At 69.6% G+C, this 16,119-nt stretch carries 15 protein-coding genes and 1 pseudogene; 9 read left to right on the forward strand and 7 right to left on the reverse strand.

The features are described from left to right. Nucleotides 1-128: 128 nt before the first annotated feature. The 4 genes from def to AB0F51_RS16985 are packed head-to-tail and all read left to right on the forward strand — an operon-like array spanning nucleotide 129 to nucleotide 4,037. On the forward strand, nucleotides 129-677 hold the full coding sequence (def, locus tag AB0F51_RS16970; RefSeq protein WP_360280644.1) for a peptide deformylase: 549 nt from the start codon (nucleotides 129-131) through the stop codon (nucleotides 675-677). After that, nucleotides 674-1,606: a methionyl-tRNA formyltransferase gene (fmt, locus tag AB0F51_RS16975; RefSeq protein WP_360280647.1), complete on the forward strand. Its 933-nt coding sequence runs from the start codon at nucleotides 674-676 to the stop codon at nucleotides 1,604-1,606. The genes def and fmt overlap by 4 nt, the downstream gene beginning before the upstream one ends. Then, the gene (locus AB0F51_RS16980) at nucleotides 1,603-2,988 is read left to right on the forward strand and encodes a transcription antitermination factor NusB (protein WP_360280650.1); all 1,386 of its coding nucleotides are present in this window, start codon (nucleotides 1,603-1,605) and stop codon (nucleotides 2,986-2,988) included. Before fmt ends, AB0F51_RS16980 begins: the two co-directional genes overlap by 4 nt. Before the next feature lie 47 nt (nucleotides 2,989-3,035). After that, nucleotides 3,036-4,037, forward strand: a complete 1,002-nt coding sequence (locus tag AB0F51_RS16985) for a DMT family transporter (protein WP_360280653.1) — start codon at nucleotides 3,036-3,038, stop codon at nucleotides 4,035-4,037. A 51-nt stretch (nucleotides 4,038-4,088) separates the two neighbouring features. On the opposite strand, the pseudogene AB0F51_RS16990 reads toward AB0F51_RS16985, so the two are convergent. Further along, nucleotides 4,089-5,009: pseudogene (locus tag AB0F51_RS16990) on the reverse strand (DMT family transporter); the annotation flags it as partial. A gap of 44 nt (nucleotides 5,010-5,053) precedes the next feature. Here AB0F51_RS16990 and AB0F51_RS16995 point away from each other — a divergent pair. The 4 genes from AB0F51_RS16995 to AB0F51_RS17010 are packed head-to-tail and all read left to right on the forward strand — an operon-like array spanning nucleotide 5,054 to nucleotide 10,448. Next, nucleotides 5,054-6,250, forward strand: coding sequence for a cysteine desulfurase-like protein (locus AB0F51_RS16995; RefSeq protein WP_360280656.1), 1,197 nt, complete (start codon nucleotides 5,054-5,056; stop codon nucleotides 6,248-6,250). Between the two features lie 19 nt (nucleotides 6,251-6,269). After that, complete coding sequence (locus AB0F51_RS17000; protein WP_360280658.1) at nucleotides 6,270-7,862, forward strand: hypothetical protein; 1,593 nt, start codon at nucleotides 6,270-6,272, stop codon at nucleotides 7,860-7,862. Continuing rightward, nucleotides 7,859-9,160, forward strand: coding sequence for an ROK family transcriptional regulator (locus tag AB0F51_RS17005; RefSeq protein WP_360280661.1), 1,302 nt, complete (start codon nucleotides 7,859-7,861; stop codon nucleotides 9,158-9,160). Before AB0F51_RS17000 ends, AB0F51_RS17005 begins: the two co-directional genes overlap by 4 nt. A 7-nt stretch (nucleotides 9,161-9,167) precedes the next feature. After that, nucleotides 9,168-10,448 (forward strand): glycoside hydrolase family 125 protein, encoded by a 1,281-nt coding sequence (locus tag AB0F51_RS17010; RefSeq protein WP_360280663.1) that lies wholly within the window; start codon nucleotides 9,168-9,170, stop codon nucleotides 10,446-10,448. On the opposite strand, the gene AB0F51_RS17015 is transcribed toward AB0F51_RS17010, so the two are convergent. From AB0F51_RS17015 to AB0F51_RS17035, 5 genes are all read right to left on the reverse strand, one after another. After that, entirely contained in the window at nucleotides 10,441-11,286 is an 846-nt protein-coding gene (locus AB0F51_RS17015) for an ABC transporter permease subunit (RefSeq protein WP_360280666.1), read from the reverse strand. The genes AB0F51_RS17010 and AB0F51_RS17015 overlap by 8 nt on opposite strands. Continuing rightward, a complete protein-coding gene (locus AB0F51_RS17020; protein WP_360280669.1) occupies nucleotides 11,276-12,202 on the reverse strand; it encodes an ABC transporter ATP-binding protein in 927 nt (308 codons plus the stop codon). The genes AB0F51_RS17015 and AB0F51_RS17020 overlap by 11 nt, the downstream gene beginning before the upstream one ends. Nucleotides 12,203-12,289: 87 nt before the next feature. After that, nucleotides 12,290-12,955 carry a response regulator transcription factor gene (locus AB0F51_RS17025; protein ID WP_360280672.1) on the reverse strand — a complete coding sequence of 222 codons (666 nt, stop codon included), beginning with the start codon at nucleotides 12,953-12,955 and terminating at the stop codon, nucleotides 12,290-12,292. A gap of 26 nt (nucleotides 12,956-12,981) precedes the next feature. Continuing rightward, nucleotides 12,982-13,635 (reverse strand): response regulator transcription factor, encoded by a 654-nt coding sequence (locus tag AB0F51_RS17030; protein ID WP_360280675.1) that lies wholly within the window; start codon nucleotides 13,633-13,635, stop codon nucleotides 12,982-12,984. Beyond that, nucleotides 13,632-14,783: a histidine kinase gene (locus tag AB0F51_RS17035; protein WP_360280677.1), complete on the reverse strand. Its 1,152-nt coding sequence runs from the start codon at nucleotides 14,781-14,783 to the stop codon at nucleotides 13,632-13,634. Before AB0F51_RS17035 ends, AB0F51_RS17030 begins: the two co-directional genes overlap by 4 nt. Before the next feature lie 129 nt (nucleotides 14,784-14,912). On the opposite strand from AB0F51_RS17035, the gene AB0F51_RS17040 reads away from it, so the two are divergent. Then, nucleotides 14,913-15,350, forward strand: coding sequence for a DUF6069 family protein (locus AB0F51_RS17040; RefSeq protein WP_360280680.1), 438 nt, complete (start codon nucleotides 14,913-14,915; stop codon nucleotides 15,348-15,350). Here AB0F51_RS17040 and AB0F51_RS17045 read toward each other — a convergent pair. After that, nucleotides 15,347-16,039, reverse strand: coding sequence for an FCD domain-containing protein (locus AB0F51_RS17045; protein ID WP_360280683.1), 693 nt, complete (start codon nucleotides 16,037-16,039; stop codon nucleotides 15,347-15,349). The two genes, AB0F51_RS17040 and AB0F51_RS17045, sit on opposite strands and share 4 nt — an antisense overlap. Nucleotides 16,040-16,119: the final 80 nt, after the last annotated feature.

Raw genomic sequence — 16,119 nt, forward strand, 5'->3', positions numbered from 1 at the left:
GTACGTGCTTGCGGCAACAATGTGGAGGGGGACCGTCGCTGAGCGCTACGCCGGGCGGTGTGCGAGCCGCCCGGGCCCCGACCACTAGACTTGCCGGGTCCCCCTTCGGTGAGTGCTGTGGAGTTTGCGTGTCGGTCCAACCCATCCGCCTGTTCGGCGATCCCGTCCTGATCACCAAGGCCGACCCCGTCGTCGACTTCGACGCCGAGTTGCGCCGGCTGGTGGCGGACCTCACCGACACCATGCAGGCCGCGCCCGGTTCCGGCCTGGCCGCGCCGCAGATCGGGGTCGGCCTGCGCGTCTTCACGTACTTCGTCGACGGCGAGCTCGGCCACCTGGTCAACCCCGAGCTGGAGCTGTCGCCGGAGGAACAGTTCGGGCCCGAGGGCTGCCTGTCCATCCCCGGCCTGACCTTCGACTGCCGACGCGCGCTGAACGTCATCGCCAAGGGCTTCAACATGTACGGCGATCCCGTGGTGATCGAGGGCTCGGACCTGCTCGCCCGCTGCATCCAGCACGAGACCGACCACCTGGACGGCGTGCTGTTCGTCGACCGGCTGGACACCGTGACCCGCAAGGCCGCGATGAAGGCGATCCGCGAAGCCGAGTGGTCCGGGCTGTCCGGACCGCCGCAGGTCAAGGTCTCGCCGCACCCGATGAACGGATTCGGACTGTGAGAGTCGTTTTCGCCGGCACCCCCGAGGTGGCCGTCACCGCGCTCCGCGCGATCGTTGCCAGCGGCCATGAATTGGTTGCCGTCGTCACCCGTCCGGACGCACCGGCGGGCCGCGGCCGCAAACTGGTCGCCTCACCGGTCGCGCAGTACGCCGAGGAGCTCGGTCTCGAGGTGCTCAAGCCGGTCAAGCCGAGCGATCCCGAGTTCCTCGCACGACTGACCGAGATCGCGCCGGACTGCTGTCCCGTCGTCGCGTACGGCGGGCTCCTGCCGCAGGCCGCGCTGGACATCCCGCCACACGGCTGGATCAACCTGCACTTCTCCGTACTGCCCGCCTGGCGGGGTGCCGCACCGGTGCAGCACTCGATCATCTCCGGTGACGACGTGACCGGCGCCAGCACGTTCCGCATCGTCAAAGCACTCGACGCGGGTCCCGTGTACGGCGTACTGACGGAGCGGATCGGCCCGAAGGACACGGCCGGTGACCTGCTCGCCAGGCTGTCCGAGTCGGGCGCCAAACTGCTCGTCGACACCCTCGACGGCATCGAAGCCGGCGTCCTCCAAGCGCGTGAGCAGCCGGCCGACGGTGTCTCGCTTGCTCCGAAGATCACCGTTGAGGACGCCGAGGTGGATCTCACCGCCCCGGCGCAGCGCGTCGACCGGCTGGTCCGTGGCTGCAACCCGGTGCCGGGTGCCTGGACGACGTTCCGCGGCGAGCGGCTGAAAGTGCTCGACGTCGATCTGACCGAGGACGAGGACCTGAAGCCCGGCGAGTTGCGCACCACCAAGTCGACCGTCGAGGTCGGTACCGGCAGCAAGACGCTGAAGCTCGTCACCGTCCAGCCGCAAGGCAAGAAGCCGATGGCCGCGGCCGACTGGGCCCGCGGCGTGCGGATCACGCCCGACGACCACCTCGGCCCGGCAGAGTGAGCGACCGGACCCCGCGGAACCGGGCGCCGCAGCGGCGGCCCGACAAGGTTCGCCAGGTCGCCTACCAGGTGATCCGGCAGGTCTCGTCGCAGGACGGCTACGCGAACCTCGCCCTCAACAAGGCGCTGCGCGACCAGCGGCTGAGCGGCCGCGACGCCGCGTTCTGCACCGAACTCGTGCACGGCACGCTGCGCTGGCAGGGCACGTACGACGCGATTCTTGCCGGCAGCGTGTCCCGCCCCTTGGCCGAGCTGGACCCCGAGCTGCTCGACCTGCTCCGCCTCGGCGCTCACCAGCTGCTCCGGATGCGCGTCGACTCCTACGCCGCCGTCAACGAGATGGTCACCCTGACCCGCGCCGAGGTCGGCCAGAGCCGCAGCGGCCTGGTCAACGCCGTACTGCGCAAGGTCAGCCAACGCACCCTCGACCAGTGGATCGCGGCGATTGCGCCGCACTCGGACGACGACCTGTTCGGCTTCCTCTCGATCGCGAAGGCTCACCCACGCTGGATCGTCGAGGCGTTCGCCGACGCGCTCCACACCGACGGCTACGAGCTCGACGACCTCCTGGACGCCGACAACGAGCCACCGCGGGTCACCCTGGTGGCACGACCCGGCCTGGCAGAGGTGGACGACCTGATCGAGGCCGGAGCCACCAGAGCGCGCTATTCGCCGTATGCGGCTGTGCTGCAGGGTGGTGGCGACCCTGGTCGCATCTCGGCCGTCTCCTCGGGGCGGGCCGGAGTGCAGGACGAGGGGTCGCAGTTGGTCGCTACTGCGCTCGCTATGGCGCCGCTGGAAGGTCCGGACGCTCAGTGGCTCGACCTGTGCGCTGGGCCCGGCGGCAAGTCCGCGTTGCTCGCAGCGATCGGTAGTCAGCGGGACGCACTGCTGACGGCGGTCGAGCCGCTGCCGCACCGGGCTGAGCTGGTCCGGGCGAACCTGCGCGCAGTACCGGGAGATCACCGGGTGCTGGTCGGCGACGGCACCAAGCCGACGTGGCCTGAGGGCTCCTACGACCGGGTCCTGGCAGATGTCCCTTGCAGCGGGCTGGGTGCGTTGCGGCGACGCCCGGAGGCGCGCTGGCGTCGTACTGCGGAGGACGTGGCCGAGTTGCGGCCGCTGCAGGAGCGACTGCTCGACTCAGCGATCACCTCTGTCCGCAAGGGCGGTGTGGTGGCCTACGTGACGTGTACTCCGCATCTGCAGGAGACCCGCGCGGTGGTGGACGCAGTACTGGCTCAGCGCTCGGATGCGGTGCTGGAGGATGCCCGCGAGCTCCTGCCCGGCGTACCGTCGCTGGGTGAAGGGCCGGATGTCCAGCTGTGGCCGCATGTGCACGGCACGGACGCGATGTACCTGGCCCTCATCCGGCGCCAATAGGTGGACCGCCTGTCAGGTGCATCCAGCCGAACGGTCATGATAGAGGCGTGACGACCACGGAAACCCGTCCTCCCCGGAGCGCGCAGCAGCACCACCTCATCGGGCTCACCGCCGCCTTCGGCATCGGCATGCTGTTCGCGATCCAGTCGCGGCTGAACGGGCAGCTCGGCCGTGAGCTGGGCGACGGCATTCCGGCCGCCCTCATCTCGTTCGGCAGCGGGCTGGTGGTGTTGCTGATCGGCTGCGCGGTGATCCCGCCGATCCGTCACTCGGTGGGCAGGGTCTGGCGGACGATCAAGACACCGTCGGACGGGAATGGGCTGCTCAGGTGGTGGCAGTGCATCGGCGGTCTCGCCGGCGCGTTCCTGGTCGCGGTCCAGTCGGTCACTGTGTCAGTGATCGGTGTCGCCGTGTTCATCGTCGCCGTGGTGGCCGGACAGGCGGTCAGCAGCCTGGTAGTGGACCGGGTGGGCTTTGGGCCGGCCGGGCCTCAGCCCTACACGCCGCTGCGGATCGTGGGCGCAGTGGTGGCCGTGGTGGCCGTAGTACTGGCGGTGTCGGATCGTTTGAACCACCCGTCCGGCCTACTGCTCGCAGTTCTCCCAGCTATCGGAGGTGTCTTCACTGCGGTGCAGCAGGCCGTCAACGGCCGAGTCGCCCGTACTGCGGCGCTGGACGCGTCGGGAGCCATAGCCGCCGGAGTCATCAACTTCCTGGTCGGCTTTGTCGCGCTCCTGGTCGTCTTCGGGGTCGACCTGATCGTGCGTGGCGCTCCGAACAGCCTGCCGTCCGACCCCTGGCTCTACCTGGGTGGCCTGTGCGGCGTCGTGTTCATCAGCGCGGCCGCCGCTGTCGTCCGGGTGGTCGGCGTCTTCCTGCTAGGCCTTGGCACCATCGCCGGCCAGTTGATCGCCAGCCTGTTTCTCGATCTCTTCGTACCGGCGTCCGACCAGCCCGTCACGCTCCCGGTCGTCGCGGGCACGCTGCTCGCCCTGGTGGCCGTCGTCGTCGCCTCGATCCCCAACCTCCGCAGGTCCCGCGGCGCCTAGCGGTGCCGCCGGGCGGAGCGTCCTGAGGACTCCCTGGGAAACCGCGACCCCGAGCAGCACGATCACCGCGCCGACCGGCTGGTACCAGGTGAGGCGCTCCTGCAGGACGATGACGCCGGCGAGGATCGCGAAGATCGGCATGATGTAGGTGACCATCGAGCTCATGCTCGCGCCGACCAGCCGGATCATCCGCAGGTTCAGCACGAAGGCGATGCCGCTGCCGAGCGCGCCGAGGGCGACGACGCTGCCGATCGCTTTGAGTGAGAGCGACCACGGGGCCGGTGGTGCCTGGCCGGACACGATCGGCGCGGCGATCGCGAGCTGAACGGTCGAGCAGAGCAGCAAGGCCGCCGACAACGACGTACCGGACAGCTTGCTGCCGGCCAGGAACTTCTTCTGGAACGGGATGGCGATGCCGTACGACACCGCGGCCGCCATGCAGAACAGCTGGCCGACCAGGTCCGAGCCGCCGTGCAACTGCCAGGCGCCGAGCACGACCATCATGCCGAGGAAGCCGATCAGCAGGCCGAGCACGCGTTGCAGGGTGAACCTCTCGGTCCGGAATGCCAGTACGGCGATGGGTAGCACGACCAGCGGGGTGATCCCGTTCCAGATGCCGGCCAGCAAGGAGGGGATGCGCTGTTCGCCGTACCCGAACAAGGTCCAGGGGACGGCCGAGCCGATCAGGCCGGCGACGAAGCTGTAGGCCCAGATCCGGGGCGACCGCGGTAACGACTCGCGCTTGACCAGCAGCACCGCGAGCAGGACGAGCGTGCCCGCGATCACCCGGCCGAGCGCCAGGTACGCCGGGTGCAGCTCGCGCACGCCGATCGAGATGAACAGGAAGCTGCAGCCCCAGATCGCGCCGAGGGACAGCATCACCGGGAGCCAGGCGCGCACCGGCGGCCTGTCAGGAGTCGCAAGGGTTCTCACTCCTGACATCCTGCAGCATGCCGCCGACAATTTCCTCATCCTGCCCGCAATTGGGCAGCGGCCCGGGTGACAGGATGGTGGGCATGGGTTTTGACGTGGAAGCAGTCCGCAAGCAGTTCCCGGCGTTGGGTGAGGGGGCGGCGCATTTCGATGGACCGGGCGGTTCGCAGACGCCGCAGGTGGTGGCCGACGCGGTCGCGACGACGATGGTGTCGGCGCTGGCGAATCGCGGGCAGGTGACCGCCGCCGAGCGGCGGGCGGACGGCATCGTGCTCGATGCTCGCCAGGCGATGGCGGACCTGCTGGGCACCGATCCGCGGGGCATCGTCTTCGGCCGAAGCATGACCCAGCTGACGTACGACTTCGCCCGTACGCTCGCCAAGGATTGGGGTCCCGGTGACGAGGTGATCGTGACCCGGCTGGACCACGACGCGAACATCCGGCCCTGGGTGCAGGCGGCCGAGGCGGTCGGCGCGACGGTCCGCTGGCTGGACTTCGATCCGGACACGTCGGAGCTCGACGACATCGCGCCGCTGCTCTCGTCGCGGACCCGCCTGGTCGCCGTCACCGCGGCGTCCAACCTGCTGGGAACCAAGCCGGACGTCGAAGCCATCGCGAAACTCGTCCACGAGGCTGGCGCCTTGGTGTACGTCGACGGGGTGCACCTGACTCCGCATTCGCCGGTGGACGCGCGCTTCGCGGACTTCTACGTCTGTTCGCCGTACAAGTTCTTCGGACCGCACTGCGGCGTGCTCTCGGCCTCACCCGAACGGCTCGAAGGACTGCGGCCCGACAAGTTGCTTCCGGCAAGTGATGTGGTGCCGGAGCGGTTCGAGTTCGGGACGCTGCCGTACGAGTTGCTCGCCGGTACTACGGCCGCGGTCGACTTCCTGGCCGGACTCGGGGGCACGGGGGAGAGCCGGAGGGCGCGGTTGCTGAGCTCGCTGGCGTTGCTGGAGGACTACGAGGACGGGTTGAGGTCGGAGCTGGAGACGAGGCTGAGTGAGATCGGGGGAGTGACGCTCCACGGTCACGCGAAGCGGCGTACGTCGACGGTGTTGTTCTCCGTCGACGGCGTGGATTCGAAGGTGGTGGCCGCCAAGCTGGCCGAGTCGGGAGTTAACGCTCCGGCGGGATCCTTCTACGCACTCGAGGCGTCCCGGCGTCTCGGGCTGGGTGACGGAGGAGCGGTACGCGCGGGAATGGCGCCGTACACGAACCAGTCCGACGTCGACCGCCTGGTCACCGCGGTAGACCTATTAATCAACTCCCTGGACTAAGTCCGCTAAGCTCCCTTCCGTGAGAGCACCCACCCAGGTCTTCTTCCAGCTCAACCCCGCAGACGCACTCCGTCCCGCGGGGCCTACCTCGCCTACGCGCTGGACAGCCCCCGGCATCGAGGTCCGCTGGACAGAGGCGCCCCCGCGCTCCAGCACCACCACCTCCGCTGCCGAAGGCAGCGCGGTTCTGGTTGCCGCCTCCGGCGGGGTGGCTCGGGTGGTTCTGCGGTGGGACGAGCCCGTTCCAGCGCACGCCCTCGTCCTCGGTGACGCGTGGGAACGGTCCTACGGCGATCTCCAGTGGCGCCATCTCCAGCCCGACCGGCTGCTCCCGTGGTACTGGCTCGGCCACGACGAGAAGACCGGAGCAACGTTCGGCGCCGGTGTCGACGTCCACCCCGGCGCCTTCTGTTCCTGGACCGTCGACCAGACCGGCTTCACGCTCTGGCTCGACCTCCGCAACGGCGGCGGCCCGACCCACCTCAGCGGCCGAGAGCTGACAGCCGCCGTCGTACGACGCTTCGAAGACGCCGGTACGCCGTGGCTAACCCTGCACTCCGCCATCGAGGCGATGAGCTCGCACGTGACCCTCAAGGACATCGGCCCAGTAGTCGGCGCCAACAACTGGTACTACGCCTACGGCGAGGGCTTCGACGAGAAGGCGGTGCTCCAAGACGCCGCCACCGTGGTCGAGCTAGCCGACGGTCATCCGGTGAAGCCGTTCAGCGTCGTGGACGACGGCTGGAATCCCGGCGGCAACGGCTCCGGCGGCCCCTGGGACAGCGGCATCCCAGGCCTCTTCGACGACATGGCTCACACCGCCGCAGCCATCAAGGAGATCGGCGCCCGCCCAGGCCTCTGGTTCCGCCCGCTCCTCTCCCGTGAGCCCGGCCCCTGGGCCCGCCCCGGCCAGTACGACGGAACCGGCCGCGCCCTCGACCCGACGTACCCGGAAGTTCTCGACCTGATCCGGGCGGACCTGCGCCGCTTCAAGGACTGGGGGTTCGAGCTGGTCAAGCACGACTTCAGCACCTACGACCTGTTCGGCCGCTTCGGCCCCGCGATGGGCGCCCGCCTGACCGACGACGGCTGGCAGTTCCACGATCCCACCCGCACGACCGCCGAGGTCATCCTCGACCTGTACGGCGAAATCCGCGCGGCCGCCGACGACCTCGTACTGATCGGCTGCAACACGGTGGGCCACCTCGCGGCCGGCCTGGTCGACGTCCAGCGCACGGGCGACGACACCTCCGGCCGCGACTGGGAGCGAACCCGCAAGATGGGCATCAACTCGCTCGCCTTCCGCCTGCCACAGCACCGCCGATTCTTCACCCTCGACGCCGACTGCGTGCCCTGTACGCCGCAAACGCCCTGGGAGCTGAACCGGCAGTTCCTCGACCTGATCGCCAGATCGGGAAGCGCGCTGTTCGTCTCCGTCGATCCGGCCGCGCGGACGGCGCGGACGGACCGCGATCTTGGCCACGGTATACGGTTGGCGCTCAGTGGTGGCGACGCCGCGGACGGTGGGATCGAGCCGCTCGACTGGCTGGTGAACACGACGCCGGCCAGGTGGCGCGCCGGCACCGGCACGGTATGGATGGGGGAGTGGTGAGCAGCGACGGGCCACCGGCAGTGGTACGCCGGGGTACGAACCTGGATCGGGTGGGCGGCTTCAACGACACGGTCGTGCTGGATGCGATCCGGTGCGCCGAGCAACGCCTGAGCCGGGTCGAGATCGCGGCCGCCACCGGACTGTCCGGCCAGGCCATCTCCAACATCACCCGCCGGCTGCTCGACGCCGGCCTGGTCCGCGAAGCCGGCCGGCAGAAGGGCGCCGGTCTCGGCAAACCCCGCACCCTGCTCGAGTTGGAACCCACCGGCCAGTACGCCGTCGGCGTGCACCTCGATCCGGCGGTGGTCACGACGGTGGTGCTCGACCTGACCGGAGAGGTCGTGGTCCGCGAACGTGCCGAGACGCCCGCGTCGGACGATCCGGACGAGTTGATCGCCGGGATCGCCGCCACGGTCGAACGCGTGATCGCCGAAGCCGGCGCGCCGCGGGAACGCGTGGTCGGCGTGGGTATCGCGGCGCCCGGACCGATCGACGTCGAGCGTGGTGTCGTTGTCGACCCGCCGAACCTGGCCGCCTGGCACCTCGTCCCGCTGCGCGACGCCCTTCGCGTGCGCACCGGTCTGCCGGTCCTGCTGGACAAGGACGTCACCGCGGCGGCCTCGGCCGAGAAGTGGGCCGGCGGGCCGAACGGCCGCGGCAGCTTCGTCTTCTTCTACCTCGGCACCGGCGTCGGGGCCGGCCTGGTGATCGGCGACGAGGTGGTCCGCGGTTCGAGCAGCAATGTCGGCGAGATCGGCCACGTGATCGTCGACCCCGACGGCCCGGTCTGCTACTGCGGACGCCGCGGCTGCGTCGGCGAGACGAGCCAGCCGCGCTATCTGGTCCAGCAGGCGGTCCAGGCCGGAGTACTTGCCAAAGGCATCGATCTCGACGACCGGCAGGCCGTCGACCTCGGGTTCGCCGAGCTGTGCAGTCAGGCCGCGGCCGGTCCGGGCGTGGCCCGCGAGCTGGTCGTCTCGCTGGTGGACCGGATCGTCAAGGTGGTCGAGGACATCGCGAACCTGCTCGACCTGGAGCGCATCGTCTTCGGCGGCCCGCACTGGGACCAGCTCGCCCCCTTTTTCGACGACACGGTCCGGGCAGCCCTGGTCGAGCGGTTCCTGGTCCGCTCGGTGCACCCCTTGGCCGTCACCGGTACTGCGCTCGGCGCGGACGTCGGTGCGGTCGGTGCGGCCAGCCTTGTGCTGGACCACACCTTCTCTCCCAACCCCTCAGTGCTCTTGCTCGGACCCGCAGAGAGCGCTCCACCTGTCGTAGCCGGGTCCAGTGAAAGGTGATATCTCCATGACCGGTATCGATCCCGAGATCCTCGCCCGTGCCACCGAGGAGGTACGCCGGGCCACCGGTGACCAGGTGATCGCGGACATGTTCCACCGGTCGATGGCGGAGAACCTGCCCGCCGTCGCGGAACGGCTGCCGGACGGTACGACGTTCGTGCTGACCGGTGACATTCCGGCGATGTGGTTGCGTGACTCCGCCGCCCAGTTGCGGCCCTATCTGGTGCTGTGCGCCGACGACCCGGCCCTGCAGGACACGCTGATCGGCGTGCTGCACCGCCAGCTCGAGTACATCGCGATCGACCCGTACGCCAACGCCTTCAACCGCGAGCCGAACGGCGCCGGGCACACCGGCGACGAGACCGAGATGTCGCCGTGGGTGTGGGAACGCAAGTACGAGATCGACTCGCTGTGCTTCCCGATCGAGCTGGCCTACCGGCTGTGGCGGATCACCGGCCGCGCGGACGTGATCGACGACCGCTTCCGGGTCGCGGCCGAGGCGGTCCTGGAGCTGTGGACGGTCGAGCAGGATCACGAGGCCAATTCGCAGTACCGGTTCCAGCGGCACGACGATCGGGACAGTGACACCCTCGTCCGCGAAGGCCGGGGACGGCTGACCCGGCCGACGGGGATGTCCTGGAGCGCTTTCCGGCCGAGCGACGACGCCACTGAGCTCGGCTTCAACGTGCCCGGCAACATGTTCGCCTCGGTGGTGCTCGGCTACCTGCAGGTGATCGCGACCGAGGTGCTCGGCGACGCCGCGCTAGGTGACCGCGCCAAGGAGCTGAAGGCCCGCATCGACGAGGGCATCGCGGAGTACGGGACCGTCGACCACCCGACATTCGGCCGGGTCTACGCCTACGAGGTGGACGGCGCGGGGGAGCGGTTGCTGCTCGACGACGCGAACATGCCCAGCCTGCTCTCCATGCCGATGACCGGCTTCGCCGCACCCGACGACCCGACGTACCTGGCGACCCGGTCGCTCCTGCTCAGCCCCGAGAACCCGTACTACTACAGCGGTACGCATGGTGCCGGGATCGGCAGCCCGCACACCCCGCCGGACCACATCTGGCCGATCGCGCTCGCAGTCCAAGGCCTGACCAGTACGTCGGCGGACGAGCGACAGCGGCTCCTCGAACTGCTGCGCGACACCACCGGCGGTACCGAGCAGATGCACGAGTCGTTCCACGTCGACGACCCGACGGTGTACACCCGCGAGTGGTTCTCCTGGGCCAACGCCATGTTCTGCGAGCTCTGCCTCAGTCACGCCGGACGTACCCTCAGCTGACGTCGCGTCGCCGGGTGGTGACGACAGCCAGTACGACGAAGACGACGGCGTAGCCCAGCATCGTCAGGAGCGCGCGATCCCCGGACACGGCATCCCGTACGCCGGGTGGCGCGTCGGCCGGGTTCATCCCGGTCACGCTGAACACCAGCGCGCCGGCGTTGGCACCCGGCATCGCATCGGACAGGAACTCGAGATCGGGGAGCAGGCTGCTGACCACACCGGCCAGCAGCGCCTCGATCCCGAGGATCCAGACCACACCCAGCCCGATCGGGAGCGCAACGTTGCGGAAGGCAACGGCCAAGGCGGCGCCGGCCAGGCACCAGAGGGTGAGGACGAGCCAGCCGCCGGCGAGTCCTTCCAGCACGGCCATCGGGCCCGGCCAGTTCATCGGCGCACCCTCGCCCGCGGCGATGGCGATACTGCACAAGGCGCAGGCGGCGAAGATGCCGAGGACCCAGACGGCCAGCATCGTGAGCAGTCCCAGCAACTGACCGGCCAGCAACGTGCCCCGGCCGGGACGCTGGGTGAGGATCGTCTTCAGCGTTCCCCAGGTGTACTCGCCACCGACCACGATCGCACCGAGCACCAGAGCGAGCGCTCCCGCGAACACCGGGAAGCCACCGATCGTGTTGTCCAGCACGCGTTCCGGCAGGACGCCGCGCAGTACCTCGGAGCGGGGGATGCCGTTGGTCTGCGGGTTGTCGTCGCCGGTCAGATAGCCCAGGTAGGGCAACAGGTAGCCGAAGATCAGGCTCAGCACCAGGCCGGCTCCGAACAGCACCCAGACGGCGGATCGTTTGCGGAGCTTGAGCAGCTCTGCGCGGTAGCTACCCAGCATTGGCTTTCTCCTTGCCAGTCTCGGTCGTGAGTTCGAAGAACACGTCCTCGAGGGCTCGTTCGGTGCTGTGCAGCTCGGAGACCGCGATGCCGGCCTCGACCAGGACGCGGTTCACCTCGGCGGCCCGGTCGGGGGCGACCTTCACCCGCAGCGTGTCGTCGTACAGGTGGACGGCGGCGACGCCGAGGTGGCCGATCAGCAACGCATGGGCGCTGTCCCGTGGGGTCGCGCGGATCACCAGCTCCTGTTCGGTCCGCAACTCGTCGACGGTGTGCTCGGCGACCATCCGGCCCTGGCTGATGATGCCGACCCGGTCGCAGATCTGCTGCACCTCACCGAGCAGATGGCTGGACAGCAGCACGGTCCGGCCGTCGGCGCCGAGCTCGCGGATGAGTCGCCGCATGTCCCGCATCCCCGCCGGGTCGAGTCCGTTGGTGGGCTCGTCGAGGATGACGAGCTCGGGATCCTTGAGCAGCGCCGCCGCGACCCCGAGCCGTTGCTTCATGCCCAGCGAGTACGTCGAGAAGCGGTCCTTGGCCCGATCGGCGAGATCGACCAGCTCGAGTACTTCGCGGATCCGGGTGCGCGGCACGTCGGCGTACTCGGCCAGCAGGCGGAGGTTGTCGAGACCGGACAGGTACGGATAGAAGGCGGGCGACTCGATCATCGACCCGGTGCGGGCCAGCACCTTGGCCTGGCCCGGGGCGCCGCCGAGGACGCGGACCGAGCCGCTGGTCGGAGCGATCAGGCCGGTGAGGATGCGCAGGGTGGTCGTCTTGCCGGCGCCGTTCGGTCCGAGGAAGCCGTAGACCTCACCGGGCAGCACGGTCAGATCGACACCGTCGACCGCCAGGGTGTCGCCATAGCGTTTGGTCAGGCCCGAGACCTCGACCAGCGGGGCAGTGGATGCGTTCATGCCTCGACAGTGCCGGTCGGCACCCCTCGACCGCGTCGTCCGCCGGGAGTGACTCCGCCTACCGCTCCGGGAGTACGGCGGTCGCGTTCAGCCGAGCCAGCCCGGGCGGACGAGGCCGGTTTGGTAAGCGACGACGACGAGTTGGGCGCGGTCGCGGACGCCGAGTTTGATCATGGCGCGGCTGACGTGGGTCTTGGCGGTGGCCGGGCTCAGCACGAGGCGTTCGGCGATCTCGTCGTTCGACAGCCCTTCGCCGACGAGTGCGACGATCTCCCGCTCGCGGTCGGTGAGGACGTCGAGCTCCTTGCTCGCGTGCGGCTGGCGGCTCCGGGTCGCGAACTCGGCGACCAGGCGGCGGGTGACGCCGGGGGACAGCAGCGCGTCGCCGCGGGCCACGACGCGGACCGCCTGCAGGAGTTCGACCGGCTCGGTGTCCTTGACCAGGAACCCGCTCGCGCCGACCCGGAGCGCCTCGAACACGTACTCGTCGAGGTCGAAGGTGGTCAGGATCACCACGTGCACGTCACACAGCGTTTCGTCGGCGCCGATCAGCTTGGTCGCCTCGAGGCCGTCCATGCCCGGCATCCGGATGTCCATCAGCACGACGTCCGGCTTCTCCGCCCGCGCCACCTCCAGCGCGGCGGCACCGTCGGCGACCTCGCCGATCACGGTGATGTCGTCCTCGGCGTTCAGCAGCGAACGGAATCCGGCACGCACCAGCGCCTGGTCGTCAGCGAGCAAGACCCGAATCATGCGCCCACGCTATCTGGTGGGGGCGGTCAGGCGAGACCGGCGTCGTGGGCGAGGAGGGCGATCTGGGTGCGGTTGCCGAGGCCGAGTTTGCCGAGGATGTGTGAGACGTGCGCCTTCACCGTCGCCACGCTCATGTGCAGCTCGGCCGCGATGTCCGCGTTCGCCTTGCCTTGCGCGACCGCGAGCACCACGTCGTACTCCCGTGGGGACAGCCGCGAGATCGCTTCCCGAGCTTGCGTGTGGGCGTCGGCCTGGGTCGCTGCCTGGTCCATCAACCGGCGGGTGATCGCGGGCGACAGGATCGGGTCACCCGCCGCGACCCGGCGTACCGCCTCGACGATCTGCGCCGGTGGGGTGTCCTTCAGCAGGAACCCGCTCGCCCCCGCGCGCAACGCGTGCAGCACGTTCTCGTCGGTGTCGAACGTGGTCAGCACGACCACCTCCGGCGGATTCTTCCGTGCCCTGAGGCGTCGGGTCGCGACGATCCCGTCGACGCGCGGCATCCGGAGATCCATCAGCACGAGGTCGGGGAAGTGCGCGTCGATCGCCGCCGGCACCTCGTCCCCGTCGGCGGCCTGGGCGACCACCGCGATACCGTTCGCGCCGTCCAGCATCATCTCCAGACTGGCCCGGACCAACGCGTCGTCGTCCACCACCAGGACCCGGATCGTCTCGCTCATGCCGGCCACGGTAGCGAGGCCTGCAGGCGGAACCGTCCATCGGCCGCCCGCCCGTGGTCCAGCGTGCCGCCGGCCAGGTGCACCCGCTCGGTCAGCCCGACGAGTCCGGTCCCGCTCCCCGGCGTCAGCGGTACGCCGTACCCGCTCGGGTTGGTCAACTCGATCCGCAGCGACTGACCCGGTCGCCCGTCGACGACCAGCGTGACGGGATGCCCGGCCGCGTGCTTGCGCGCATTCGTGAGCCCCTCCTGGACCACCCGGTACGCCGTCCGCCCGGTTGCCGGTGGCAACAATTCGGGGGAGTTGACGGATTCGTCGTACCGGATCTCGGTACCGGCGTCTCGCGATTCGGCGACGAGGGCGGCCAGATCGCCGAAGGTCGGTTGCGGCCGTCCGCCGGGGAGTTCGTCGATCTCGCTGTCGCGTAGCACGCTGATCACCTCGCGCAACTCGTCGAGCGCCTGATGGACGCCGGCCCGGATCACGCCCGCCGCCTCAGCGAGTTTCTCGGGCGGCGAGTCCGGCCGGTACTCCAGCGCACCGGCGTACGTGGCGAGCAACGACAACCGATGAGCCAGTACGTCGTGCATCTCGCGGGCCATTTGGGTCCGCTCCAGTGTGCGTGCTTCGGCGACCCGGCGGCCCTGCTCCTTCTCGGCCCGGACGGCGCGTTCTCGCAGCGAGTTGAGCAGCGCTTGACGTGCCTGGGTCCACTGCCCCCAGCCGAGCAGGGCGGCATGGACGGCGACGTCCAGAACGACGTACCAGCGCAGGTCGATCCCGCCCATCGGCCGCCAGATGCCCTGGACGAGGTGCCCTGCGACGCCGGCTCCGGCCACGAGAGCGGCTGTCTTGAGCGGACGGCGTTGCGCGACGGTCAAGGTGCCGACTGTCGCCGCCGGCGTCGCGGCCGGGGAGAGCGCTGCCAACGCGGCCTGCCCGAGCGCGCCCTGCACAGGACGACGGGTCAGCACCGGAATGAGGCCACAGGCAACAATCCCGACCGCCACATCGAGCACCAGCCGCCCGCCTCGGAAATCACCCGCCTGCCGCCCGACGATCGTCAACGCCGACAGCGCTCCCACCGCCGTCACCGCGATCACGTTCGCCCACCGCTCGCGCCGCCGGTCGGCGCAGATTTCCTCCATGCCGCCGACCCTAGGCGCCCTCGCTGCTCCCCACCACCGACCAAAGTCGGTACCGTGCCGACTTGCGATCGGGGTGGTTGAGCCGCTCGGCCGATGCCTGTGGACAGCCCCCTCGCCGAGGCTTGCGGCATGACCACTACCTCGAGCACCACCGTGAATCCCGTCCGCGTCGCCGGTCGCAGCCGGCTGGCCGTCGTCGGCGTCACCGCCCTCGCCGCGCTCGCCTGGTGGGCAGTTCTGGCCAAGGCCTTCGGGATCGAGTTGCAAGCGAAGCAGGGCTCGACGATCCAGGTCGGCGCTGGGGCCGTTCTCTTCGCGTCGGTCGCGATGGCCTTCGCAGGCTGGGCTCTGCTCGCCATCCTCGAACGCAAGACGATCGCCGCCCGCAACACCTGGACCATCGTTGCGGTGATCGCCTGCCTGCTCTCCTTGGGCAGCCCGCTGAACAGTGGCATCGGTGTCGGCGCCAAGCTCGGTCTGGCTTCGTTGCACCTCGTCGTGGGTGCGGTGGTGATTCTCGGCCTGCGGCGCACTGCCCTCTCCACCGCCGAGCGCTGCAGGCCCTAGCGCAGTTGAGCTGCTCGGTAGAAACCTTCGATGTGAGCAGTGATGAGGGCCGCCGCCTGGTCGCCCTGGCCGGCCCGGATGGCCGCCACGATCGCCCGGTGCTCGGTGCGCAACCCGACCGCCGTCGCGTCCCAGTCGGCCAGGTTCGGTACTGCGGCCAGCACGTATCCGTGAATCGCGGTGCGCAACGACGACATCACCGCCGCGATCAGCACGTTGCCCGCGAGCGCCGACAGCGCAACGTGGAACTCCGCATCCAGCAGGTGGAACTCCTCCGGGGTGAGCCCCGGAGCATCCATCCGGTCCAGCAACTCCTCGGCCGTCGCCAGCTGCTCGTCGCCGGCCTTGTTCTGGGCGGCTTCGCGGGCCGTCCAGGACTCCAGCAGAACCCTGGTCTGGACGATGTCACCCATCGGCAGGTGGTTGGTGGCCAGGTGCAGCCGCAGCAAGGCGGTCAATGGCGCCGCCGGCTCCGCGACGATCACCGCACCTGCCTCGGGGCCGGAGCCGGTCGCAGTACGGACGATGCCCATCGCCTCGAGCACCCGGACTGCTTCCCGTACCGACGGTCTGCTGATCCCGAGCTGCTCGGCCAGGGTGCGCTCACCGGGCAGCCGGCCACCCAGCCGGAGCCGGCCCGCCGCGAGATCGGCCTCGACCCGGTTCAGGACCAGCTCGTAGTTCTTCACAGACGCGAGTGTAGCCGTGTGGTCGGACCACAGACTATGCTGTGGTCCGACCACACCGTCCGCTGCCCGAGGGAAGTCCG

The sequence above is a fragment of the Kribbella sp. NPDC023855 genome (genome assembly GCF_040639475.1).
Lineage (GTDB): Bacteria > Actinomycetota > Actinomycetes > Propionibacteriales > Kribbellaceae > Kribbella.